Annotated in this window: 20 protein-coding genes; 13 read left to right on the plus strand and 7 right to left on the minus strand. The window is 35.3% G+C overall.

The genetic code is table 11. The features are described 5' to 3' along the window. Window positions 1–93 precede the first annotated feature (93 nt). The 3 genes from ASG21_RS14025 to ASG21_RS14035 are packed head-to-tail and all read left to right on the plus strand — an operon-like array spanning window position 94 to window position 2,167. Complete coding sequence (locus ASG21_RS14025) at window positions 94–1,275, plus strand: thioredoxin family protein (RefSeq protein WP_056081340.1); 1,182 nt, start codon at window positions 94–96, stop codon at window positions 1,273–1,275. A gap of 5 nt (window positions 1,276–1,280) precedes the next feature. Further along, window positions 1,281–1,955: a DUF3575 domain-containing protein gene (locus ASG21_RS14030; protein ID WP_241773496.1), complete on the plus strand. Its 675-nt coding sequence runs from the start codon at window positions 1,281–1,283 to the stop codon at window positions 1,953–1,955. Window positions 1,956–1,960: 5 nt separating this feature from the next. Next, window positions 1,961–2,167: a hypothetical protein gene (locus ASG21_RS14035; RefSeq protein ID WP_056081346.1), complete on the plus strand. Its 207-nt coding sequence runs from the start codon at window positions 1,961–1,963 to the stop codon at window positions 2,165–2,167. Window positions 2,168–2,278: 111 nt separating this feature from the next. Here the strand turns inward: ASG21_RS14035 and ASG21_RS14040 are convergent, their stop codons facing one another. Then, on the minus strand, window positions 2,279–3,475 hold the full coding sequence (locus tag ASG21_RS14040) for a DUF1343 domain-containing protein (RefSeq protein WP_056082426.1): 1,197 nt from the start codon (window positions 3,473–3,475) through the stop codon (window positions 2,279–2,281). Between the two features lie 4 nt (window positions 3,476–3,479). Here ASG21_RS14040 and ASG21_RS14045 point away from each other — a divergent pair, with 4 nt between their 5' ends. Together ASG21_RS14045 and ASG21_RS14050 are read left to right on the plus strand one after the other, a co-directional pair. Continuing rightward, complete coding sequence (locus ASG21_RS14045) at window positions 3,480–4,709, plus strand: FtsX-like permease family protein (RefSeq protein ID WP_056081348.1); 1,230 nt, start codon at window positions 3,480–3,482, stop codon at window positions 4,707–4,709. Between the two features lie 293 nt (window positions 4,710–5,002). After that, a complete protein-coding gene (locus ASG21_RS14050) occupies window positions 5,003–5,986 on the plus strand; it encodes a pyridoxal-phosphate dependent enzyme (protein ID WP_056081352.1) in 984 nt (327 codons plus the stop codon). A 133-nt stretch (window positions 5,987–6,119) separates the two neighbouring features. Here ASG21_RS14050 and ASG21_RS14055 read toward each other — a convergent pair whose 3' ends face one another. Both ASG21_RS14055 and ASG21_RS14060 read right to left on the minus strand, forming a co-directional pair. Then, window positions 6,120–6,644, minus strand: coding sequence for a YcxB family protein (locus tag ASG21_RS14055; RefSeq protein WP_056081354.1), 525 nt, complete (start codon window positions 6,642–6,644; stop codon window positions 6,120–6,122). Window positions 6,645–6,733: 89 nt separating this feature from the next. Continuing rightward, entirely contained in the window at window positions 6,734–7,693 is a 960-nt protein-coding gene (locus ASG21_RS14060) for a hypothetical protein (RefSeq protein ID WP_056081357.1), read from the minus strand. Window positions 7,694–8,073: 380 nt separating this feature from the next. On the opposite strand from ASG21_RS14060, the gene ASG21_RS20080 reads away from it, so the two are divergent. The 4 genes from ASG21_RS20080 (at window position 8,074) to ASG21_RS14080 (ending at window position 11,435) form a co-directional block, all read left to right on the plus strand. Continuing rightward, window positions 8,074–8,262: a hypothetical protein gene (locus ASG21_RS20080; protein ID WP_128414303.1), complete on the plus strand. Its 189-nt coding sequence runs from the start codon at window positions 8,074–8,076 to the stop codon at window positions 8,260–8,262. Between the two features lie 66 nt (window positions 8,263–8,328). Then, window positions 8,329–9,996, plus strand: coding sequence for an ATP-binding protein (locus ASG21_RS14070; RefSeq protein WP_056081361.1), 1,668 nt, complete (start codon window positions 8,329–8,331; stop codon window positions 9,994–9,996). A 10-nt stretch (window positions 9,997–10,006) separates the two neighbouring features. Continuing rightward, window positions 10,007–10,672 carry a response regulator gene (locus ASG21_RS14075; RefSeq protein ID WP_056081364.1) on the plus strand — a complete coding sequence of 222 codons (666 nt, stop codon included), beginning with the start codon at window positions 10,007–10,009 and terminating at the stop codon, window positions 10,670–10,672. A 64-nt stretch (window positions 10,673–10,736) separates the two neighbouring features. Then, window positions 10,737–11,435 (plus strand): hypothetical protein, encoded by a 699-nt coding sequence (locus tag ASG21_RS14080; RefSeq protein WP_056081367.1) that lies wholly within the window; start codon window positions 10,737–10,739, stop codon window positions 11,433–11,435. A 21-nt stretch (window positions 11,436–11,456) separates the two neighbouring features. On the opposite strand, the gene ASG21_RS14085 is transcribed toward ASG21_RS14080, so the two are convergent. Continuing rightward, entirely contained in the window at window positions 11,457–12,611 is a 1,155-nt protein-coding gene (locus tag ASG21_RS14085; protein WP_128414304.1) for a hypothetical protein, read from the minus strand. 238 nt (window positions 12,612–12,849) lie between these two features. On the opposite strand from ASG21_RS14085, the gene ASG21_RS14090 reads away from it, so the two are divergent. From ASG21_RS14090 to ASG21_RS14105, 4 genes are read left to right on the plus strand one after another with little or no spacing between them, the layout of a single operon-like run. Continuing rightward, the gene (locus ASG21_RS14090) at window positions 12,850–14,181 is read left to right on the plus strand and encodes a hypothetical protein (protein ID WP_128414305.1); all 1,332 of its coding nucleotides are present in this window, start codon (window positions 12,850–12,852) and stop codon (window positions 14,179–14,181) included. A 25-nt stretch (window positions 14,182–14,206) separates the two neighbouring features. After that, window positions 14,207–20,374, plus strand: coding sequence for an MG2 domain-containing protein (locus ASG21_RS14095; RefSeq protein ID WP_056081376.1), 6,168 nt, complete (start codon window positions 14,207–14,209; stop codon window positions 20,372–20,374). Between the two features lie 4 nt (window positions 20,375–20,378). After that, complete coding sequence (locus tag ASG21_RS14100; RefSeq protein ID WP_128414306.1) at window positions 20,379–20,804, plus strand: hypothetical protein; 426 nt, start codon at window positions 20,379–20,381, stop codon at window positions 20,802–20,804. Between the two features lie 33 nt (window positions 20,805–20,837). Further along, window positions 20,838–21,674 (plus strand): hypothetical protein, encoded by an 837-nt coding sequence (locus ASG21_RS14105; protein WP_241773497.1) that lies wholly within the window; start codon window positions 20,838–20,840, stop codon window positions 21,672–21,674. 131 nt (window positions 21,675–21,805) lie between these two features. Here the strand turns inward: ASG21_RS14105 and ASG21_RS14110 are convergent, their stop codons facing one another. The 3 genes from ASG21_RS14110 to ASG21_RS14120 all read right to left on the minus strand — a co-directional run. After that, window positions 21,806–22,825, minus strand: coding sequence for a bestrophin family ion channel (locus tag ASG21_RS14110; RefSeq protein ID WP_056081386.1), 1,020 nt, complete (start codon window positions 22,823–22,825; stop codon window positions 21,806–21,808). Between the two features lie 563 nt (window positions 22,826–23,388). Beyond that, on the minus strand, window positions 23,389–23,988 hold the full coding sequence (locus tag ASG21_RS14115; protein WP_056081389.1) for a hypothetical protein: 600 nt from the start codon (window positions 23,986–23,988) through the stop codon (window positions 23,389–23,391). A gap of 396 nt (window positions 23,989–24,384) precedes the next feature. Continuing rightward, window positions 24,385–25,097: WYL domain-containing protein (locus tag ASG21_RS14120; RefSeq protein ID WP_241773498.1), on the minus strand; the 713-nt coding region annotated here is incomplete at its 5' end.

A 25,097-nucleotide genomic window follows, 5' to 3' on the forward strand; every position in this document is an offset into this window, starting at 1 on the left:
TTAAAACCACACTTTTCGAAGGGTGGTTTTTTTGTTTTCAGAACGTTTGGGATTTTTTAATTATCTTCGCTTATTCAATTTTTTAAATTAAAAATGAAAAACTTAGTTACGACATTCTTCATTCTCATATTCTCATTCACATTCGCTCAGGAAGAAGGAATTAAATTTGACCAAAGCTCATTTAAAGATCTTCTTGCCAAAGCTAAAAAAGAGAAAAAACTCGTTTTCATCGATGCTTACGCCGTTTGGTGCGGCCCGTGTAAAATGATGGACAGAAATGTATTCACCCAAAAATCAGTTGGAGATTATTTCAATAAAAGCTTCATCAGTTCCAGAATTGATATGGAAAAAGGTGAAGGCCGCGAGATTGCACAGAAATTTTCGGTACGCTCCTATCCTACCTATCTTTTTCTGAATGGAGATGGTGAAATGGTTTCCCAAAACTATGGCTACATGGAACCAGGTCTTTTCCTGTCGATGGCACAGGATGTAAACGCAGGAAATTCAAAAGGCGGATCTTTGAAAGACCGTTTTGCAAAAGGCGAAAGCAGTCCTGAGTTTCTGATGAACATTATGAAACTGAATTCAACGTCAGATTTTGATTTTGCAAAGAAAGCTTCTGAAAAGTATTTTGCTAAGAAAAAAGCCAATGAACCTTTAACAAAAGAGGAAGCAGGTTTTTTATTCTTTTTTATTAAATCTTCCAAGGATGCCAACTTTAAATATCTGGTGGATAAAAAATCAGAGATCATTCAGTTTTTGCCGGAAGAAAGTTATAATGAATACAAAAATCAGATATTGCTTGCTGACATCATGGAAACTGCGATCGATACTAAAAAAAACAGAGTTGATGATGCGAAATTTATCGCTGCAGCAGAGCCTTTGGTTGGAAAAGAAGTTGCAACAAAAAAACTTAACCAAATAAAGCTTGGTTTCTACGAGCAAAATGCCAATTATGCAGAGTACGAAAAAGTTGCTTTGGAATATTATAAAAACCCAGACCTTTTTGAGGCAAATGAAACATTAAAAGCAGCATGGATTTTTGCTGAACACATAAAAGACAAAACATCACTGAAAAAAGCTGCAGAATGGGCAGAGAAATCTGTAATGCGTGGTGAAACCGCTGAGAACACTTATATTTTAGCAAAAATATATTTCATGATGGACAATAAAAATCTTGCTAAAAGTTTTGCCGAAATGTCTAACAGTCTTGCAAAACAGACAGGAAAAGATGCTACACTATCTGAAGAATTATTGAATCAAATAAAAAAATAAAAGCTTTGAAGAATATTTTACTTGCTATCGTTACATTAGCCACTTTTACAGGCTTGAAGGCTCAACAGAATGAGGTAACCACTACAGAAACCATGTTTCAGAATGAAAATTCAGATAAGGGATTGAGACTGAAAGGCAATGCTCTTTTTTTACCTGTTGGTATCGTAAATGTTGCGGGCGAATTTCAGTTAAGTAAAAAAATCACAATGCAGGGTGATATTTTTGTATCTCCGTGGAAATCTTTTGCAGGACATGAATTGCAGTATTATTCGGCATCGGTAGAAGGAAGATATTATTTCAAGCAGGCTTTTGACGGTTTTTATCTGGGAGCAAATGTTGCAGCATCAAAATTCACTTTTCAAAAATGGAGCTACTGGAATGACAGAATTTATGACAATACCTACAGCAATCCAAATAATACGAGCACAGACGTATTTGTGATGTCTGATCTTTACCAAAAGGGATATTCTATTTTAGTTGGGATTACGGCTGGGTACCAATTCAGACTTTCAGAAAAATGGTTTATGGATATTTATGGAACTGTAGGAAATTCACAGGATTTTTATAAAGGGTACGAAAGAGGCACCGGAAAAAGATATGACGGAGAAACAGGCTTCAACAGAAGTGCTGAAATAATGCCTTACAGAGGCGGAGTTATGATTGCATATAAATTCAAATAATTATTATGAAACTTTTTGGAAAAAGTCATATCGTTTTAATGGCCATTACTTTTGCCATTCTTTTCGCCATGAATTACACTGGAAACAGTCAGCCCGACAAGCTTGAAAGAGCTTTGTTAACAGCAGCCTGCGGTATTATTGGCTTGACAATCGGACTTATTATTTACAACAGAGGTAAGAATGACAACAGTCCGCCACAGAATTTTGATTAATCAAATGAATTTAAATTGAATTAAAATTCGTTTTATAAAATATAAAAAAATCGTCGGAGCCATTGACTCAGACGATTTTTTGTTGCTGTAATACTTGTAAATATTTACTGTTTAATTTTCATACAGAACATATTTCGCTCTGATTTTCTTAAATTTTTCGAGGTCAGACTGCCATGAAGCTTTGATTTCTTTTTCAGATTTCCCTGCAATGATCTGCTTTCTCAGCTCATCACTTCCAGCCAATTTATCAAAGAATAAATTTTTGAGGAAAAAATCCTGTTGGGGATTTTTATAATTTTTGTACGCTTTTAAAAGCCATTCAAGATTCAATTCTCTTAAATCATTTCTGTAATTTGAAAGATCTTCTCCGTAGCACAATTGTCCGTTTAAAAAAGGATCTTTTGCCCCGCTCGTAGGTTTTGGCGTAAATTGATAAGTCAGATTTTTCGTCCATGGAGAACCGTAAATCTGAAAAGGCAAAGCCGTTCCACGACCTACAGAAACCTGAGTTCCTTCAAAAAAACAAAGACTTGAATACAGGTTGATTGATTTATCGTTGGGTAGATTTGGAGATGGTTTATCTGAAATTGAATATCTTTTTTTCTTATAATAATTCTGCATTTTTACTAAAGAATATTTTGCCTGAACCCCATTTTTAAGCCACTTCTCACCGTTTACCATTTTGCCGTATTCACCGATAGTCAAGCCGTACACAACGGGAACCTCGTGCATTCCTACAAAACTTTCCCATTTCTTTTTCAAAACCGGACCGTCGACGTAGCCGTCATGCGGATTGGGTCTGTCGAGAACGATTACTTCAACGTTATTTTCAGCGCAGGCTTCCATTACGTAAGTTAAAGATGAAATATAGGTATAAAATCTGACGCCAACATCCTGAATATCAAAAAGAACAAGATCAATACCTTTTAACTGTTCAGGTTTGGGCTTTTTATTTGGCCCGTAAAGTGAAACAATGGCAATTCCTGTTTTTACATCTACACCGTTTTTTACCTTCTCACCGGCATCGGCATCACCTCTGAAGCCATGTTCAGGCGCAAAGATTGATTTAATTTTAATATTATTTTTAACCAGATAGTCCACCAAATGGGTTTTGTCTTTCAGCAATCCGGTTTGGTTGGTTACGATGGCGATGGTTTTACCTTTCAGCATCGGAAGATACAGTTCCGGCTGATCTGCACCTGTTTTAAATGTATTCTGATCTTTACCCTGTGCAAAACCTTGACTGAATGTTCCTAAAAAAATTAGGCACATAAGAAGTAAATCTTTAATTTTGAAATCTAAATTCATAAGCTTGAAGTTTCCTTTATATTTCTCAAGAAAAATAGCGTTTTCCAAAGATAACAAAAATAACCTGTCACGGGTGATTATCGTGATTGGCAGATTATCTGTAGCAATCGGAATCATTGTTTCCCTGATTACAATTTCTACGGGATATGGTTCTAAGAAGGCTATTAAAGAGAGATTAGCAGATTTCAACGGACACATCAATGTAAAATCCACCCGATCCAATTCGTCATATAACACTTCTGTTCTTGACAACAATGGTTTAAATATTAAAAAAATCAACGAAATACCCGAGGTTTCAGGAGTACAGAAATATGCAACTGTAACGGGAATCATGCGTACTGAGAAAGATTTTGCAGGTATTATTTTTAAAGGTGTCGGAACGGATTTTGACAGCCTGAGATTCAAAAAATTTCTTTTGGAGGGAATTGCCCCGAAAGTAACAGAAAAAGGCTACTACAACGGCGTTACAATCTCACAAAAACTTGCTGCCGACCTTCATTTAAAGCTTCACGACAGTATTGTAACGGTATTCTCAAAAGCTGATCAGCAGCCTATCTACAGGAACTTTGAGGTAGTGGGAATTTATAAAACTGATATCAAAATGATTGATGATCAAATGGTTTTGGGTGGAATAAATCATGTACGCAAAATCCAGGACATGAAGCCTGATGAGATTGGCGGACTCGATATTTTCTTTAAAAACGTCAACGACATCGATAAACCTCATCCTGAAATCGAAAAATTCATCGGTTATAAAAATTTCATAGAAACTGCGACAGAAAAGTATCCTCAAATCACCGACTGGATCAGCATTTTTGATGTCAATATTGCTTTAATTATCGTCATCATGCTCATCGTGGTTATCATCAATATCATCATGGTTCTTCTGATTTTAATTATCGAAAGAACAAATTCTATCGGTTTGCTTAAAACTTTGGGAGCCACCAATTCTCAGATCAGAGCCACTTTCATTAATTATACTTTAATCATTATGGTTCCAGGACTGGTTTTCGGGAATGCGGTTGGCTTGACACTGCTTTTTATTCAGCGCTTTTTCGGAATTATAAAACTGAATCCCGCGAATTATTACGTGAGCACCGTTCCGGTAGATCTCGATCCTTTACCCATCATCTCCATCTCTGTTGGAATTCTGATTATTTCAGGTTTAGCCTTGATTATTCCGAGTTATCTGATCAGCAAAATTTCTCCCGTAAAAGCTATTAAATATAATTAAAACGGGACTTCTTACCATTCAAAAAATTCCGAAAATTTCAGACTTTTAAACTGAAGTTTGAAACTGTTATTTATTTTTTCTGATTTTATTGATTTTATTTTTAAATTTCCAACGTAATTTAAAATTTGTATCATTTAAGATTTTATCACATTTAAAACCTTAAAATTGAAAGGTTTATATTTGTGGCTCAAGAAAAATTAAAGTATGAAATCGCCTTTTATAAACTTTGCAAACAAACACTGATGCAAATCAGGCGATAACATATATCCTTTAAAGAAAAATAAAAAATCTATATGAAATACGCAGAAAATATATTAGAAACAATTGGAAACACACCTTTGGTAAAGCTCAATAAGGTTCTTGGGGAAGATTTCCCTGCGCTGGTTTTGGCAAAAGTAGAAACATTCAATCCGGGAAATTCCGTTAAAGACAGAATGGCGGTGAAGATGATTGAAGATGCTGAGAAAGACGGCAGACTGAAGCCAGGCGGAACCATCATCGAAGGAACATCAGGAAATACAGGGATGGGACTCGCTTTGGCAGCAATCGTGAAAGGATACAAGTGTATTTTTGTAACCAACTCAAAACAGTCTAAAGAAAAATGTGATATTCTCCGCGCTGTTGGTGCTGAAGTGATTGTTTGCCCTACAGATGTTAAGCCTACCGACCCGCGTTCTTATTATTCAGTTTCAAAAAGACTGGCTAAAGAGACGGAAAATGGATGGTATGTAAATCAGTACGACAATTTATCAAACCGTACTGCACATTACGAATCTACAGCACCTGAAATCTGGGAACAGACTGACGGTAAACTGACTCACTTTCTGGTGGGAGCCGGAACGGGCGGAACCATCACAGGTTGTGGTAAATTCTTCAAAGAGAAAAACGAAAACATCAAAGTAATTGGTGTTGACACTTACGGTTCTATTCTGAAAGAAATTCACGAAACGGGAGAAATTCATCTCGAAAATGCGTACACTTACATCACAGAAGGGATTGGCGAAGATATTCTTCCTGAAAACTATGATATGTCTGTGATTGATCACTTCGAAAAAGTAACCGATAAAGACGGTGCAATCTACGCAAGAAAACTGGCAAAAGAAGAAGGTATTTTTTGCGGATATTCTGCCGGAAGTGCTATGGCAGCGTTGGTTCAGATGAAAGATCAGTTTACAAAAGATGACGTGATTGTTGTTTTGCTTCACGATCACGGTTCAAGATACGTTGCAAAAGTTTACAATGATGACTGGATGCGTGAAATGGGTTGGCTTGACTAATCAGTTTTCAGTTTAAAATACAAAACTCAGAGTGTTGGCTCTGAGTTTTTTTATTTCTGCTTGTTTTTAAAATTGCTGCTTCAGCTGATTTGCAATATTTAAATTTATATAAATTTTATTTCCTCTAAAAATTCTATTTTAATTGAGATTCTATCATCTTCTTTAAAACTGAAAAATCACTTCCGCTCATCGATTTTTTCGGAAACATATAACTGTATTTTCCTTCAAGAGCAATATATTCTCCGTTGATTTCAAAAGCCTGAAAGTCCTTCCATTCGCTGGTTTCCTTTTCACCATCAATGTTTACGGTAAAAAATTGCTGATCAAAAACCACTTCATAAACCTTACAGTTTTCAAGTTTCGTAAGGTAAGAACTCACCTGTTTTTTCCATCTTGAAACTTTGTTGACGCTCACAGAGAGGAAAACTGCAGTCAGCAGGAAAAGAAAACTCACAAAATAAAGAATTCCAAATTTTTCTCTGCTTAAATCATCTTTAAAAAAGAAGAGAATTCCCAAAATCAAAGCGATAATAATAAGCGTAAAAGTTTTGCCACGCGTATCGGGAGACAGAAAAAGACTTCCCTGATTTCCGCTGAAATAAATTTCTTCGAAATCCTGTCTTTTAGGTTTTATATTGATTTTCTTTTCGTCGCTCATAGTTTAGAATCTGTATTGAGCTTGCAAAGATAGGTTTTTAAGTCATTTTCAAAAGTGAAGTTCGTTTCATTTTGATTTTAAACTGCAAACTATTCAGTTACAATCTCTGCATTTTCGCCTGCGTACTTTAATAAAATATGTTCTGTTGCCGGTCTCAATTCCTTGTGATTTTCCGGATTTTTTCCATCCATGGTAAAAAACTCCACTTTATTCTGATGTTTGGAATACCATGTTTTTCCAATTCCGTTATTTGGGTTTAATGTATCGGGACGTTTGATTTTCTGAAAATAATTTACCAGAACATCATCTGCAGGAACAACATTATGAGAAGGATTTTTATCATCAATAAATGTTAAAACATATCGGTAACCATTCCAATACATATGATTTTTAGATTCTAAAGCCATCATTTTTGGTAAAGCTTGATCTGATTTATTTTCCTGACTGATTGTATGATAATGTATACCCGCTTCACCGTTTTTAGGTTGAGTATTGTCTGAAAATTTGCTCTCCTGAGGTGTTTCTATATTTTGTGAAATCAATGTTTCGGGAGTGTCGATTTTTTCGGGTTGATTAAATTTCGTAAACCCTGCTCCAGCCAGAATAATTCCCAAAACTCCCAGACTCATTCCTTTATGCTTAGTCAAAAATTCCGGGACTTTAATAATATTCTGAATGGTGATGTGAATGATATTTTCTTTAGAATCAGAATCATTTTTTGCATTAACAAATGATTTCACAAAAGTTTCTTCGCTGAAAACATCTGAAACAGTTTCGCCGTTGTTTGCGAAATTTTCAAAATTATTAAAACCTAAATATTCGCTGAATCTATCCAAAATTTCATCATCAATCCTGCTTTCCCGCAGGTCTCCGGTTTCTTCAACATATTTATCAAAATATCTGATGAGTGTACGATCAGAGATACTGAAGTCAAACCGTTCAGCAAAAAGAAAAGAAAGATAGGTTGAAAGGGCATTTTTAGTGACTCGCCCCGAATCTTTCCTCGCTTTTTTAAAAACTTCGTTAATGAGTTTCTTTTTAACAGACATACATGGTTATTAAGCAATTACAAAAAAAGCATTTTTTCACGAGATATTTTTGCGTGATGCCGTAAAATTCCATTTTCAAAGACAAGTTCTGTCAAAGTTCTGTCAGACGCAGTCAGGGTTTTGTCAGGGTTTAAAGGTCTTTCCTGTCGTTACTTTGCTTCAGAAATCAAACAGAAAAAAACGAATAACTGCAGATTTCTGCCACTCAAAAAAAACGGAAGGATCATTCTCATGACCGGGAAGCATAGGATTTTTCTTCCGTTCCAAAGGGTAATCACTTCCCAAAATTTAAGAAGCGCTTCTTTTTTCAAACGTGTACACTGCCTGCAATCTGTTTTGCGGGAAAGAGCACCACTGCTTAACATTTAAATTTTACAATCGTGATACAATTATTATTGATCCTTCTTGGCTTGGTAGGTCCAGGAAACAACGGAAATACATCATCAGATACAGCAACAGTACAGACTTCACAAAGTGGAGATGGCTCAAACTTAAATCCAGAAGATGGGCCGGGAGGCACCAGTGGGAATACGGGACAGCTACCGCCACCACCGCTTTCTCTACCTTAAATAAAATTCAGAACAGATTGTATAAATCTGTTCTTTTTTTTAATTTGCAGGCTAAACCACCTTATCTTGAAAAAATTAATTTCTTTAGCATGCCTTACTCTATTTTTAGCCAATTGCAGTAAACAATCGATTCAGAGCAAAGATCAGGGAAAAGACAATAAAAGCTATGCAAAAGCACGGGAGTTTAGGGAAGCAGGCATTAAAGACTCTGCATTTAAATACTATAATTTAGCCAAGATAAAATATCAGGAAGCTGGTGATTCTATAGGTGCGGCACAATCCCTAATCAACATGGGACGAATTCAGACTGATGCCGGAGACTATTTTGGCGGAATTGAATCTTCTCTGCAAGGTGATAGTTATTTAGAAAACAGCAGACATAAAAATACCAACACTAACCTTACAACCAATTACAACAATATTGCAATAGCTGCGTCAAGACTCAATGATTATGACAGAGCTATTGTCTATTATAAAAAAGCACTTCCCTACACCTCAGGAAGTGATAAATCTGTATTGTACAATAATATCGGAGATTCATATATTGGAAAAGCTGATTACAGAAAAGCACTGGAAATACTTCAACTCGCAATTAAAGATGCAGATGATTTAAACAGAGCCAGAATAATTACCAATGCAGCGACAGCCAAATTTAGACTTGACTCCTCTTATAATCCTGTATCAGAGTACCGGGAAGCTTTACAAATAAGAATCACCAAAAATAATTTGACCGAACTCAATTCAAGTTATGCTGCTCTTTCTGATTTCTACAAGTCGAAAAACAAAGATTCAGCGCTTTTTTATGGCAAAAAAATGCTCGAAGCTGCATCATCAATTAATAATCCCGATGACAAACTTCAGGCATTACAAAAAATCTTAACTCTTGACCAATATAATTCTTCGCACTATCTTAAAACTTTTTTTTCTCTGAATGACAGTTTGGTAATGACACGGGCAAATGCAAAAAACCAGTTTGCCCTTGTGAGAGCAGATATTGCTGAAACAGAAGCAAAAAATGCAGATCTTCTGGCTCAAAAACTGAAAATTGAAAATCAGTTAATCTATAATATAGTAATTATTGTTATTCTTTGTACCGCACTCATTTTCGGTACAATTTACTACCAAAAAAGAAAAAAACTTCAGCAGCAGGAAAAAGAAATTGAAGTAAAGAAAACAGAAATTAAATATTCAAAAAAAGTACACGACGTCGTAGCCAACGGGATCTATCAGGTGATGACCAAGATAGAAAATCATCAGGATATCAGCCGGAATGAAACGCTGGATGATCTGGAAGATGTCTATAAAAAGTCGAGAAATATCTCTTACGATTCTAATGATGATAATACCGACGAAAATTTTTATGAAAAAATAAGAAAATTAGTTTCCTATTTTAAAAATGAAAATACAGAAACCTATCTGGCTGGAAATGATGCAGATTTATGGCAAAATATAGCCCCATCCACCCGATCAGAAATCTACCAAATCCTGCGTGAACTGCTGGTTAACATGAAGAAACACAGCCATGCAGACCGTGTAATTTTACAGTTCAGAAAAGAACAAAACAGCATCGAAATTTTGTACAGCGACAATGGAATCGGCATTCAAAATAAAAGTTTTTTTAAAAAAGGTCTCCAAAATGTGGTTTCCCGTATTGAAAATCTAAATGGAGATATTATTTTTGACACCGAAACAGAAAAAGGACTGAAAATAAACCTCTCATTCCCTATTTCCTAAAACTTATTTGATGTTTAAAAAGATTTTAATTGCCGAGGACCACGAAGTCATCAACCTTTCTGTACAACGAACTGTAAAAGAACTGGAAATTCCGGTTGCAGATCAGGTTTTTTACTGCGACGACGCTTTGGAAAAAGTAAAAAAGAGCCTGCGTGAAAATGACCCCTATGATTTAATAATCACCGATCTCCATTATGACGAAGATCATCATCAACAGAATTTGAAGGATGGTAAGGAAATGATTGCTGCCATAAAAAAGATTCAGCCCGATGTGAAGGTCATTTTCTTTTCTGCAGAGCACAAATCCGGAGTGATTGATTCGCTTTTTAACCATCTGAAAATCGACGGTTTTGTGAGAAAAGGCAGAAACGACGCCAAGGAACTTAAAAAGGCAATTACAATGGTTGCCCAAGGAGAAAAATATCTTTCCCTGGATATAAAACATGATCTGAAAGAACTCAACAGTTACGAATTTACGTCATACGATATTACGCTTATTTCACTCCTCGCTCAGGGCGTTTTCCTGAAAAACATCCCTATTTATCTTCAGAACAATAACATTAAACCCAACAGCCTCAGCAGTGTGGAAAAAAAACTTACCGGTCTCCGCGAAGGCCTGAAAATCAACAATAACGAGCAGTTGGTAGCGTTTTGCAAAGATTTGGGACTGATTTAGAACCATTTGATTTGAAATTTAAAATTCCTACTTTTAATGAAATTTAAATTTCGGCTTATTTCAAATGAACAGTTTTAACTTTCACGACAGACATTTTGTTACCGTTACATCTTTTTCAGACTTGACAGATACTGATTTTCAAGGAACTGTAAATTCGCATTGCTGGAAACGAAGTCTGAAAGGTGATTTCAAAGAAATAGTTTCAAAACTTCAGTTGGAAGAAGATATCACTGTCGTTTCACCAGACGACCTTTCTAAACTTAGCCTGTCTGAAAATGGTGAAATTGCAAGAGAAATTATTTTAAATGATCTTCAGCTGCTGACAGATTTCGGAGCTGCCCCCACACTGAACCTGCTGAAAAATTATGAAAGGGATGGTGAATTTGATTTTATTTCAACGGATGTCTACTCGTTTCATGTAGACCGCTCGCCTGTGTTGACCGATACTTTTTTATGCACTTACTACGGAGCTTCCAGCGATATTTTGCCGAATGATCAGGCGGTTCAGAAGATTTTAATTCCTGAAGTCCGTGAAAAACTGATAGAATTGCATGAAGGTTCTGATGATGATTTTGAAACTTTTTTGGAAGAAAACTTCTTTGATCTTCATTATGAACCGAAAGAAGATTCCCAACCTATTAATTTGGGACAGGGAAATCTTTGGAGACTGGCGGTGGATCATCCTGAGCAAAAGGTTTTGCCCTGCATTCATCGTGCTCCGGTAGAAAATGACGGAGAATATCGGCTTTTGTTGATTTGCTGATTTTCTAAAAACTTAAGATTTTCAATTCAAAATTTTAACACCTAACTGATCCAAATATTTCTTTGGAATATAGAACTGCAGTGTCTCTTCATTAAATTTAAAATAAGTACTTTTCTCATTTTTCACATCCTCAAAACGCAATGATGCATTATGGTATGTGATTTTCAGAGGTGAAGAAAGTACTTTTCTGCTGACACCATTTCTTTTATCTATAAAATAATGAATTTCGCTGTCACGTTCAGTTGTAAATTTGGGTTCTTCTCTTTTTCCATCCGAAGCCATTCCGACTGAGGGGTATCCTCCGCGCTTTCTTTCAATTTTACTGCCTGCAAAAGTTTCAGATTTTTTCATTGCTTCTTCATTTACTCCATACTCTTCGCTCGGTTTTGAAGTGAATTTTTTAATCAGCTTAAAATCTTTGTCATACAGCTCGTAATTTCCTTTGTTTTCAAATAAAACAAAATCAAAGTCGTTGAGATTGATGGTGACAATCTGCATTTTCACATTTCCGTTTTCGTCCGGTTGATTTTCAGGCGCTTGTTTATTAAGTAAAAAATAATGATTTGCTTTTGTGCGTAAAACAGGTTTCAGTGCAGTGGTGCTGCTATAAATAACGTAGTCAGTTGCGCTTTCTTCCCGGGATATGGGTGGAGGTGCTAAAACTGGAGGTGGCAGTTTTCCCTTAGCTTTTACAGGATTTGTTTTCTTTGGAGCGACTTTCGGCACCGGTATTTCTTTAGCAAAATACTTAGCGATAATAAATTGTTCATTTAAATCTTTCAAGCTGTAAACATCATCTTTAAAAGTGATTTTTTCAGCAGTTTCAGAATTCAAAAGATATTTCTTTCCCTTAATTTCCTCTACAAAATGGTGACTCACTTTTTGTATTTTAACCTCATCTTCATAGAAAGTTTCATATTTTTTGCCCTGTCCGGCAGTTACATCAAAGCAAAAAGTCTTTAAATTTCTTGAATCAAATCCAGGTTTGAAAATCAGGAGTTTTTTATCATCACTTTCTCTACAATAATCATAGATTGGAGCAATAATTTCGTTTCCTTTATCATCAGACAATCCATCTTTATTTTCGTATGAAAACGGATAAAACTTTTGTTGTCCGGCAATATTGATGATGCTGAAAACCGTGACTGCGGCAATTGAAATCTTTCTTAAAATCATTTTTATTGTGTTATATGTATTTCTAAAATTACAACTTTCAACAATTTCATCAAAATATTTTTCATTCATCTGGGAATTTGTTTAAAAGTTTTTCATTTTCAAAATAAACAAAAGCAATCAGGAATATCTATAATTTTAATAAATATTTGATTTTCAATAAATTATACTATAAAAACCTCTAATAAATTTGTTGAAAAAAATATTCGCCAATTATGTATATTTACTCAAAATCACAGTAATGCTGAAAAAACTATTCCTCTATTTTCTATTTTTCCAGATTGCGCCTGCTTATTCTCAGGCAAAAATTATTTATTTAGACAGCAATTGGAAGACGTTGCCCAATGAAAAAAAAGCAGTTTATTATCGTCCCTTACCCTTACCGAAAATTCAGAATCTTAGTCTTTTACGAAATTATTATGTAAAAAATAAAGTGATGGAATCGCAGGGATATTATGCCGATGGAATTGAAGAAAATTATGTAGGTGAAGTTTTTTGGTACCGAAGTAATGGAGATGATTATAACAGCCGTATTTTTATCAACAAATCTAAACAGAAGAAACTCAGCTATTATTTTAATGACGGAAAACTCTGGAAAACAGTAGAATATGGCGACAGTTTAAGAAACGGAAAAACAGTAGAATACAAAACCGATGGATCTATTTTGGGCGAGAGTATTTACAAAAACGGCTATTTGGTTTCGGGAATTGCCGGAGGAAGTAATGTTTATTACAATTACAGAAGCTTTAACAAGAAAACAAAATATGAAGAAAGCATAGATTTACCTGGGTATAAAGGCGAAGATAGAAATTACAAAAAAATATATTACTGGAAATCTACCCTAAAAAATGCAGCCGAATTCACCTACAAAAACGGTCAAATTGTCAATGAAAAAAACTTCGGAGAAAATGGTAATCTGTTGCAGGAACTGGATGCTAATTCTTATTTCAAAGATACAGATGAACTCAAGGATGGAAAAGAATATTTTTACAATGTCCAGAGAAGCGGCATAACAGAAGCTCCAACGTACATAGAATACCGCAGTTATCCGTTTTCTGATGTGAAATTAGACTACATCAGCCATCTCGTTTTATACCGTGGAACAGTTCATTTTCTGGAAAAACATTCAGAAAAAGATCTATACCGACAAACAAATTATGATTTTTTCAAAGAAAATGAAAACAGTTTTATGAGTTTACAGCTGAGTTTCCGGTCAGAAGATGTTTGGGAACCTATAGAGAAATTTTTAGACGATGAAACATTATTGATTTCTGTGACGGAGATTGAGAGTTTTTCTAAAGAAAAAATTTTCGGGAGATTCTCAAAAAAAACCTTTTATAATCATAATTTAAAGAATAAATCTATTTCTGAAACTCTGTTTTTTGTGTCGCCTGATTTTATGGGAAAAACCTTGAAATCTGCTACCAAAACTATTACTGATGAAAAGGAATCTGCCTTAATTTATCTCAATATAGCTCCCGGAAAATACATTTTATTCAGAGAAAACGGTGGCTATTTCATTCCGAAAAAGACAGGAGACATCATTGAAATTCCCAATTTCACATCAAACTAATTTTTCATCGTCAAAAACACAAGCTATGACACTTTTCATTAAGATTATATCTGTTCTTTTGCTATCAATCTACACGCTTGGATTCTCGCAAATCCCGGTGAAACGACGTCCTTTAAAAGTAAAACCCATCCCAACCGTCAACGGAGATTACAGACCCGAAAAACCAAAATATTCAAAACCACTTTCGCCGAGAGATTCTATTCAGGATGAAATTCGGGATGTCGTATACCTGGGATATTATGAGTGGGACGATGAAGATGAAAATTTAAAAATTGATCCAGAAGAGGATTTAATTTTAGTATTAAGGAATAAAATTGCCGAAACTAAAGGTCTCCGCAATACTCTTTTCAGATTTTATCTTGCAAATATTTACGATTCTTACATCAATGAATACGGTTACCGAATAACAAAAACCGACATCACTTTTTTAGAAAAACTCCCGGAAGATTATAAAACCTGGGCATTGGGAGATTTTTATAAAGAAATTGATAAGCTCTACAATGAGGCTCTCGCTGACAGGAAAAATCTTCAAAATGAAAAAACTGAACTTTGGAAATTACTTATCGAAGATACGGAATATGCACAATACAAACCTACTCTGTATGATTTCGTTGCCACATCTTATCTTCAGTTTTTGCAGAAGCAACCATTTTCTGTTGGTAATGAAAACGAAATAAAATCCGGAGAAATACAAAAAGAACTTACTGATTTTCATAAAAATGATTCAGACAAAACCGCACTTTTGTATTTGAAAAGCACTGTAATAAAGGGAAATTCAAAAGAGCAGGCCGAGGCGTACGAAAATCTGGCAGATGCTTATCTTAATGAACCATTTTCTGCCTATTTACTACAGCAGGCAGCTAATCTCGCCAGGCAGGACAATTCAGAGAAAAATCTAATGAATGCGCACAGACTCTGTACAAAAGCCATCGATAAAATCCCAGCTTCCGACTGGCAAAACCATTGTAAAGCTCTTATTAATGAATTGGAAAACAAATCTATATCCATAGAAGTTCCGGAGCGGAGTCTTCCCGGGGAATATATCCCAATGAAAACGATACATACCAACACCAGTGAATTAAAAATTGGCATTTCTAAACAATCCGGAAAGATAGATTTTCGGAAAGTGATGAACTGGGATGAATACAGGGAAAATGATCAATTGATTAGCCACGCCAACCGAAATTTTAATGATAAAAGCTTCAGAAACGATGTTTTTAATCTCAAAAAATTTGATGATTATAAAACCCATCAGACTACTTTGGCAGTTCCGCCATTGGAGGAAGGAGTTTACAGAATTTCGGTCTACAGTGAAAACAACACAAGACAGAACACGTTTGATATTACCATTTCAGACTTATTTTATCTCAAAAGATTTGAAGACAATGCCAAAGTAGATTTACAGGTGATCAACTCAAAAACCGGGAAAAGTATTGCCGGTTCTGAATATATCATGTATCAGAACATCGATGATTTTGAAAATAAGTACAATGACAAAAGAGACAATAACGTCATTAAAACAGGAAGTGGAATTACCAGTAAGGACGGTATTTTTTCTTTACCAAAATCGAAAGACAGAGAATACAACAACAGCATAATTTACTTTCCCTCACTCAACAAATATGTTTTGATTGAAAATGATTTTGATGAAATAAGAGATGATATTCGGGAAGAAGATCAGCGGGAAGATATGCTTAAAAGCTTCATCGTTTATACCGACAGAGCCATCTACCGTCCTGGCCAGAAAGTTTTATTCAAAGGAATTCTGAAGCAGGAATATTATGAAAAAACAAAAGTGCTTCCTAAGCAAAAAGTTTTGGTAAAATTATTTAACAGAAATCAGGTAGAAATTTTAAAAACTGAATTGGTAACCAACGAATTTGGAAGTGTCTCTGGAGAATTCATGTTGCCTTCAGGTGGATTGACGGGAGGTTACGCCATTTCTATGGAAATAAATTCTAATGAAGAAGCTAACGGTAAAAACTATTATAAAGCCCATACTGCAAAATCTTTTTTGGTGGAAGAATACAAGCGTCCGAAATTTAAAGTGGTTTTAAATCCTATAAAAGAAACCTATAAATTGGGAGATTCTGTAAAAGTAAGCGGTAAAGCTGACGCTTTTTCGGGAGCCAGTATTTCCGGAGCAACGGTAAAATACCAGGTGAAAAGGCAGAGAATTTATCTGTGGAGAAATTATTACGGAGATTACGATTCAAACTATGAAAATGACACCGAAACTGCCCACGGAGAAACCACTACCGACAGCGATGGAAATTTCAATATCGCATTCAGCGCCGATGCCGACAGCAAAGCTATGGGCAATAAAAGAAGCTACCAGTACATTGTCTCGGTAGATGTAACTGATATCAACGGCGAATCACAGAATAATAAATCTACGGTTACCGTGGGAGATTTGAAGGCTAAAATAGAACTTTCAACTTCCGAAAGGATGCTCCAAAAAGAATGGAAATCGGTGAAAGTTGCTGTAAATAATCTCAATAATCAAAAATTAATTGCAAAAGGAAATCTTACCGTTACAAAACTCTTAGGTTGCAATAAAATTCTGTTGCCAAAATTTGTTCAGAATAATTACAGAAGACGAAACTATGATGACAACAACAGTAGAATTTTGCACTATCAAAATTACGACAGAGAGATTTTTGACGCCTATTTTCCGTACATCAACTACGATTTGCCTGATTACAGTGGAAAACTTAAAAAAGGAGAAACCGTTTTTTCTAAAAATTTTGACACACAAAACTCTGAAAGTGCAGAAATTGACGAAAATCCTTCACCCGGAAGATATCTAATTGAAGCACAAAGCATTGTAGAAAACGATACCGTATCGACCTTCAAAATCGTTGAAGTTTTAGATAATGAAACTTTCCGAAACGGGAATCCTGTTTTTCTGGGAATAAATGTGGATAAAGCTTTCTACAAAGTTGGCGAAAAAGCAGCTGTTACGGTCTTTTCAGATTTTGATGAAGGTTTTGTAAACTACAGATTTATCAGGAATAATAAAAAAGAAAACTACCAGCAAATTGCCATGAAAAATGGAAAAGCTGAGATTACTTTTGACGTAACCGATGTGGATTTGAAAAACAAAACCTATCTTGAATACGATTTCATTCACGACAGCGATTATATTTCAAACAAAATTACATTTGATGTAAAAGAAAATATCAACCGTGAACTCGATATTACCACGCAGGTTTTTCGGGATAAAATGCAGCCCGGGAACGAAGAAAAATGGATTTTGACCATCAAAGGAAAAGATAAAGACAAAATCAATGCAGAAGTTCTGGCAGCGATGTACGATGCTTCCCTGGATCAGTTTGCGAAAAATGAATATGAATTTACACCACATTTACCGCAAAATGACAACTACCGCTACAATTATAATTACGATTATTACAGATATTCTACCGACGATTTTCTTAAGTCATTAACTGCAACTGTAAGTTCAGATAAAAGATACGGTAACCGAAAATATGAAATTCCTTCCGGAACAGAATATTTCCCCGTACCAAAAGTTCCTGCATTTGAATATACATCAATTAGGAGAAGAAGACAATATTCCTATTCTTCAGCATCAATGATTAGCGCAGATTCCTCTAAAAATATGGAAATAATGGAAGTTGTAGTTACAGGCTTTGCCTCTAAAAAAGAAGCAAAAGCATCTTCACTGTACGTGATTGACGGGAAAATATCAGAGAAAAATATTGCTGAAGATGAAATTGCTGAAACCACTTTCCTAAATCCTACGGAAGCAGTCGCTCTATACGGACAGCAAGCTGCTAACGGAATTTATGTAATTACTTCAAAAAAAGCAATGAAGGAAGAGTTGCTTAAAAATGTAAAAGCAAGAACAAATCTCAGCGAGACTGCCTTTTTCTTTCCAAATTTATACACCGATTCTGATGGAAACATCAAGTTGGAATTCAAATCTCCGGAAGCACTTACACAATGGAAACTTTTACTGTTTGCACACACCAAAGATTTAAAAACAGGTTCTGCCGAATTTCTTTCTAAAACCCAAAAAGAACTGATGGTAACGCCCAACCCACCAAGATTTTTAAGACAGGGCGATGAAATTCTTATTTCCGCTAAAATTGATAATCTCACTGAAAAGAAAGTTTCAGGAAATGCAATGCTTTATCTCTTTGACCCAGAAACCAACAAATCTCTGGATGCCGAATTTCTGAATAAGGAAAATTTGACCAAAATAAAAATTGATGCAAAACTTGCTACAGAAGTACTCTGGAAAATAAAAATCCCTTACAACATCAATTCTGTGAGTTATAAAATTGTAGCCAGTGCCGGGAAATTTTCTGACGGTGAAGAAAGTGTATTACCCGTTCTCAGCGATAGAATGCTGGTGACCGAAACTGTACCGGTTTTCATTAAAGAAGGGCAAAGCAAAACCTACGAAATGAAGGGAATTACCAATCCTAATTCCACTTCTGCAGCCAATTTTAATCTGAGTGTAGAACTTACATCCAACCCGTTGTGGTTTGCAGTGATGTCGGTTCCGTATTTGAGAACGTTTCCTCACGAATGTTCTGAGCAGCTTTTCAGCAGATTGTACGGAAATATGTTGTCGGCTTATATTATGAATTCTTCCCCGAAAATTAAAAAGGTTTTTGATGAATGGAATGATAAAGAAACCGCAAACAACCCATTGGAAGCCAACGAAGAACTGAAAAATATTCTTGTGGCAGAAACGCCGTGGCTGCAGGATATTAAAGATAAGGAAAAGCAAATGCAGGAACTGTCGCTCTTTTTCAATTTAAACAAAATGAAAAAAGACCTGAAAAAAGCCCAACACGACTTGGTAAAACGCCAAAATCCGGACGGAAGTTTCTCGTGGTTTCCGGGTGGAAGCAATGATAAAACAATTTCCGGGCACATCCTGGGTGGTTTTGGTAAACTCAATAAAATGCTGAAAGATAAATCTGAAGAATATTTCAGCAACGAGATTGAGAGAGTGATTACCAACACAATCAATTATCTGGATAAAGACTATTCTAAACGGTTATCTGAAGACAGAAAAGCAAATATAAAACCCGATTTGGCAGATTATTCTTCCTATTTCTACTACAGAAGTTTTTGGACTCATAAAAAGGAAATTCCAACTGAGCTTAAAGAAGTTTTAAAGGATTTATCTAAAAATTATATCGATAATTTTAAAGATTATGACCTTTATCATCAGGCGATGATTACTACATTTCTGCAGCGCTACGGTTACAGAGAACAGGCAAAAAATTTAGTTTTAAAATTAAAGAAAACCGCCAAAAACTCTGAAGAAAACGGAATGTACTGGGAAAATAATAGCGTAGGCTGGTATTGGTATCAGGCTCCTGTAGAAACACAGTCTATGCTGATTGAAGCTTTTTCAGAAGCTGTTCCCGAGGATGAAAAGAGTGTGGAAGAAATGAAAATCTGGCTTTTGAAAAACAAGCAACCTGAAAGTTGGGGAACTACGAAATCAACCACAGAAGCCGTTTATGCTTTATTAAATTTTGGAAAATCCTGGCTCGATTCGGAAAAAGGAATTACAATGAAGCTTGGAACAGAAAATATTTATCCGGAGACCCAAAATGAAAAAATTTCAAAAGCTGGATTTTTCAAAAAATCGTATTTCTGGAAAGACATCACATCGGATAAAGGAAAACTGGAAATCACAAAAACAAGTCCTGGTGTTGCCTGGGGCGGAATGCACCGTCTTTTCTACGAAAACATCGACAACATCAAGAGCAGCAATTCTGCTGATGTTTCAGTTGAAAAGAAATTATTCGTCAAAATTTTTGATGGAAATCAACCTAAACTTCGTGAAATCACTTCTGAAAATAAGCTGAAAGTCGGTGATTTGGTAACGGTAAGAATGATCATTAAAACCACTAAAGACATGCAGTACATTCACTTGAAAGATATGCGTGGAAGTGGTTTTGAACCTGTAAATGTGCTGTCTTCGTACAAATGGCAAAACGGTGCAGGATATTATGAAAGCACAAAAGATACGGCAACCAACTTCTTTTTCAGTTACTTACCAAAAGGAACTTACGTCTTTGAATATGAGCTGAAAGCCAACAATGCCGGCGATTTTTCTAACGGGATTACCACTTTCCAAAATATGTATGCACCGGCAATGAGTGCGCATTCTGAGGGAATGAGGGTGAAAATTGAGAGATGAGAAAATGAAAAAAGAAATTACAAAAACAATTATCAACGGACTCTTGCTGAGCTTTTTGGCAGGTACGATTTCCTCAATTATCATTCTGCTTATCATTCAATTTCAAAACCAGAGTCATTATGACGATGAAAGACCTAGAATGGATTGTTTTGCAGGTTTAGGTTACGGAATTATTGTAGGTGTGCATTTTTTATTTGTGATCCTCAGTTTGCCTGCATTTTTCAATCTTTTCAAAACTGTGCGGGAACACAGATTTTATTCTTTTCTGTCATTTTTCACTGGTCCGTTTTTATATTTAATTCTTATTTCATTCAGTTTACCGGAATTTTCAGAAGAGGATTTTTTATTTATAATTCCGTGGATTTTTATGGTGATCTGGATATATTATTATTTTAAATTACAGAAAATAATTAAACTTAAAAATGAATAATTTTTTTTAATTTTAATTAACTTAAAAACAGCAATGATGAAATTATTCCTTTACTTCTCTTACGTTTTCTGCCTCGCACTGTTAGCGTGCAGCAACGACAATCCAAAGAGAAATACAAAAATACCGGTTATAAATCCTGAAAATAAAAAATCGGTTCCATTTAAATCTGATGTCAAAACCATTCACGTTTTTGTGGCTTTGTGTGACAATAAATACCAGGGAATTGTGCCCGTTCCTGAAAAAATAGGAAATGGACAGGATCCCGACAACAATTTGTACTGGGGCTGCGGCTACGGTGTACGAACTTATTTTAAGAAAAGCAAAGAATGGAAATTTCTTGAAAGCCGAAAACTACAGTCTGAAAAGCTGGAAAGAATCATATTTAAACATATCACCAAGAATTATTATCTCGTTGCCGATGCTTACGATGGTCAGTTCATCAAAAATGCCACGGTCGATTTTCTGAACAGCTGCGCAGGAAATGAAAAAGATACTTTAAAAACAGGAAAAACCATCATCGGAATTGGTGGAAACGCCAACTTGCTGGCATTCACCGGACACGACGGTCTGATGGATTTCCAGTTGAATCAAACCTTTGAAAACACAGATAAACAGAAGCGTGACGTTATCATTCTGGCGTGTTACAGCAAAAAATATTTTTCACCTCATCTGCAGAAAGCCAATGTCACTCCGCTGGTCTTGACTTCAGGCCTGATGAGTCCCGAAGCTTATACCCTGCACGACGCCATTTCAGGATATCTGAATTCTGAAACCAGTGAGCAAATACGGTCACGCGCTGCAAAAGCCTATTCAAAATACCAAAAATGCAGTGAAAAAGCTGCACGGAATCTTTTAGTGACCGGCTGGTAAATTCATGTAAACAAAATCAGACTGTGATGATTTTTTGATGAAAATCAGATCTTTATATATGAAAAAAGTATTTTATCTGAATCCCCCTTTCTTTTTAAAATCAAATTTTGATGAGCATCTGAATAAATTCTTTACATTAAAACATCATTTACAGGTACAATCGGTTTTGGTAAATCGGTTTCACCGAGAATCTGAAGCAGATCAATTTCAATGGTTCGGCATATAGAAAGCATTGGAATGTCTGTTCCCAGACCTTCAAAAGGGTTTTCGGAATAGTCGCCAATCAGCTCCATCACGACATAAATCCACCCAACGACTGTACCGAAAGGGATCATTAACCAAACTCCTGCATCGCCTAATTTTGCAAATTCGGCAACAACTCCCAAAGGTAAAAGGAAAATAAAAATGCAGTTGAAAATAAAGCTCAGGTTGGCATACTGACGCGGAAGAGGAAACTTTTTGATCCGCTCTGCCCTGCCCTGATGGTCGTAAAAATCATTCAGAATAGTTTGCATATCAAGCTGCCGGCGCATGTGGAGGATTTCCCGTTCCTCAAGAAGCGCCAGATCCTGCGACTGAAGATTGATGATCTGCGTGGCTTTATTGGCAGCAGTTTCCCAGTCTTTTTCATTTTGAAAATATCTTTGCTGCTGTTTTTCATTCAGATAATCCTGAAACTGTCCAACCCCAAAATTGTCTCTCCTCCTGGTGGCGATTCTTGCAAAATGATGATTGAGACTCACGTGTTCCCATTGTGTAGGAACCAGCAACTGCTCCCGAAAAGTGTACAGCCACGCGATATGACGGTAAATAAGATCTGTTTTTATTTTTTTGATTTCCTCATCGGAATACTGGCTGCTTTTAACGTAAGAATTTATCATCACACCCCAACTCCTGCTGCTGTTTACAATTGCTCCCCAGATTTTTCTGGCTTCCCATACACGGTCGTAGCTTTGATTATTCTTGAATCCCACATAAAACGCCACCGCCGTTCCCACCAACGAAACCGGCAGCCAAGGAATTGAAATCCAGTGCCAACCGACCAATTTATAAACAACCGCCACAATCAGCATATACGCGATCAACCACCAAAGATGATGACCCGCAAATTCAAAAATCCCTTTAACTGTGAAACTCTTTTTAACTAACATTATGTGTAAATTTTATTTAAACTTCCGAATATAATGAAAGTTTTTTCATCAGGCAAAAGAGAAATCTGCTATAAATTTCAGAGTAAACAAAAGAAAATTTGAATGAAGTCAGATTTGAAACTCACATTAAAAATTAGAATAGCTTTTAGTTGTAAAATAATCTGTGAAATTGCTATGGTTATTTCCCGATACAGTATCTAAAGAAGTCTTTATTGATGGTGGATTACGTAGATAGAGGTGTNACAAAAGTGGTACACGATAAAGATGTTGCAACATCTTTTTTTTCTACTTTTCCGCAAGAATCTCATCATCGCAAACACCGATGAATAAAGGGTTTTATCTATTTTAAAGATAAACTAAAAATAGCATTTGTACTACTTTTGTATACCTCCAACCTTATAAACCACTGAAAATTAAATAATTAATATTTCCCGACTGAATCTCTGATAATTTATAGATTCCGCCTGTACACCTCAGTTTTCGTTTGCTCTTAAGACGAAATAACTTACAATTATAGATCGTTTTTTTAGAGTGAAAAGTAGTTATAAAAAAATATTATTATCTTAACTGTTACATTCTTTTATAAATATCTTTAGAAAATAATCCTCATATTCTTTAAAAGTTACTGTATCAAATCCTACTTTCATTTCCTTGACAATATCTTTCTCAATTTTATTAAGAATATTGTATATTTTATCTGGTTTAGGAAAATCTCCATTGTATTTATCTTTTAACCGTGATAATCTTTTATAGAACAATGTGTAAAAAAGGTCACTATATAATTGGTTTATTGAAATCACTTTGAGTTTTAAATCGTTTTTGGGCAAGTATGAATTGGCTAAAACATAAAGCCTTGCAGTTTTACTTTCTATAGTTTCCTTTTTAATATTTGACAGAAATTCATCGATGTGATTATTTATAATAGACCAATCACTGTTTATTAATTTGCCATCTAAATATTTCTCATTATTTCTCAAATCATTAGAATATAGATATGCTGTTCTATAGTAGACTCTAAGCATATTTAAAATTTCGAGCATTTCTTCTAATTTACTTACTCGAATCTGTTTTTTAATATTCTTATGGGATACAAATACAGCTGCTATTGAAATTAAGATAGCAATAATGGGAAGGATTAACTTAACGATTTCTATTATATCCATTTTAAAAAATTAGAGTTGGTAATCTCCTTAAGCTCTTTTTTTGGAAAAACCAACATTATTATAATTTAAATATAGTTAAATAAGTTTACATTTTCTGTCTCCAAAATGTTCAAGAGTCTCACAACCAGAAGTAACGTAAAATCGAGATTTTCGATGTTGAATTTGAGTTTCCTGACAAGTTCAAAAACAGTTTCAAAGGCAATTAGCTTAAGGTGGATCTGGGATGTATTAGCATATCGGCAAAAGTTGCCAAATTGTGACAAGATTACTCCATTTTCTACCTCTGCATAAATTCCTGATAATCAGTTAACTTAATTGGTAATCTCTCATTTAAATTATTCTTAAAATAAATAGTAATTCCTTTTTTTACGCTCTATACCACAGCATCTTATTTCATCATGAATAGCCATAAAGAGTTTCTCGCAGCTGCTGCACTATTTGATCAACGAAAGATTTAGGTTCTAAAACAGTAGCTTCTTTTCCGTAAGACAAGATTTCCTGCATGAAGTCGTAAGTTGGGTGAAGGAAAAATTCAAAATCAATTTCCTGGGGAGTTTCACGGATCTCTTTTTGAGAATGGTGCAGAGGAAAACTACGGATATATTCTCCCTGATGACGGCTACATCTCAAGACTATCTTTTCTGGATTTTGCTCAGATAGATTCATGACTCCAAAAGCATTTCGGAAATGCTCTCTAAGATTGAAATTATATTTTTCCCTGAAAGATTTATCTGAAACATCCAAATAATTGATTCTGTCTAAGCCGAATGATTTTAAAGCTTTGTCATTGGTGTCTACCGCAATGAGATACCATCTGTCTTTAGATTGTTTTAAAGCCAATGCATGAACCTTTCGTGAAGACATTATTTTGTTTTTATAATTATAATGCTCAAACTCAACAATTCTCTTGTTGCGGATGGCAAAGAACAGATCATAGAAATGATCCACCCCCGAAGGTTTTCTGCTTTCAAAAAAAACTGTTCCTGCAAAGTCCGGTCTTTGGTTAATGGCATTGTTCACCTGAAAAGACTCTAACAATTTTTGGTTATACTCATCCACTTCCATATCGGGGCGGCCATCAATGTAATATCTTTTGTCACCTTTTTTTT

The sequence above is a fragment of the Chryseobacterium sp. Leaf394 genome, assembly GCF_001424105.1.
Taxonomy (GTDB): Bacteria; Bacteroidota; Bacteroidia; order Flavobacteriales; family Weeksellaceae; genus Chryseobacterium.

What these genes read in the sequence shown, in the direction of transcription:
- ASG21_RS14025 (WP_056081340.1), top strand. Translation starts at nt 94, where the DNA reads ATGAAAAACTTAGTTACGACATTCTTCATTCTCATATTCTCATTCACA.
- ASG21_RS14035 (WP_056081346.1), top strand. Translation starts at nt 1,961, where the DNA reads ATGAAACTTTTTGGAAAAAGTCATATCGTTTTAATGGCCATTACTTTT.
- ASG21_RS14040 (WP_056082426.1), bottom strand. Translation starts at nt 3,475, where the DNA reads ATGAATTTAGATTTCAAAATTAAAGATTTACTTCTTATGTGCCTAATT.
- ASG21_RS14050 (WP_056081352.1), top strand. Translation starts at nt 5,003, where the DNA reads ATGAAATACGCAGAAAATATATTAGAAACAATTGGAAACACACCTTTG.
- ASG21_RS14055 (WP_056081354.1), bottom strand. Translation starts at nt 6,644, where the DNA reads ATGAGCGACGAAAAGAAAATCAATATAAAACCTAAAAGACAGGATTTC.
- ASG21_RS14060 (WP_056081357.1), bottom strand. Translation starts at nt 7,693, where the DNA reads ATGTCTGTTAAAAAGAAACTCATTAACGAAGTTTTTAAAAAAGCGAGG.
- ASG21_RS14075 (WP_056081364.1), top strand. Translation starts at nt 10,007, where the DNA reads ATGTTTAAAAAGATTTTAATTGCCGAGGACCACGAAGTCATCAACCTT.
- ASG21_RS14080 (WP_056081367.1), top strand. Translation starts at nt 10,737, where the DNA reads ATGAACAGTTTTAACTTTCACGACAGACATTTTGTTACCGTTACATCT.
- ASG21_RS14085 (WP_128414304.1), bottom strand. Translation starts at nt 12,611, where the DNA reads ATGATTTTAAGAAAGATTTCAATTGCCGCAGTCACGGTTTTCAGCATC.
- ASG21_RS14090 (WP_128414305.1), top strand. Translation starts at nt 12,850, where the DNA reads ATGCTGAAAAAACTATTCCTCTATTTTCTATTTTTCCAGATTGCGCCT.
- ASG21_RS14095 (WP_056081376.1), top strand. Translation starts at nt 14,207, where the DNA reads ATGACACTTTTCATTAAGATTATATCTGTTCTTTTGCTATCAATCTAC.
- ASG21_RS14100 (WP_128414306.1), top strand. Translation starts at nt 20,379, where the DNA reads ATGAAAAAAGAAATTACAAAAACAATTATCAACGGACTCTTGCTGAGC.
- ASG21_RS14105 (WP_241773497.1), top strand. Translation starts at nt 20,838, where the DNA reads ATGATGAAATTATTCCTTTACTTCTCTTACGTTTTCTGCCTCGCACTG.
- ASG21_RS14110 (WP_056081386.1), bottom strand. Translation starts at nt 22,825, where the DNA reads ATGTTAGTTAAAAAGAGTTTCACAGTTAAAGGGATTTTTGAATTTGCG.
- ASG21_RS14115 (WP_056081389.1), bottom strand. Translation starts at nt 23,988, where the DNA reads ATGGATATAATAGAAATCGTTAAGTTAATCCTTCCCATTATTGCTATC.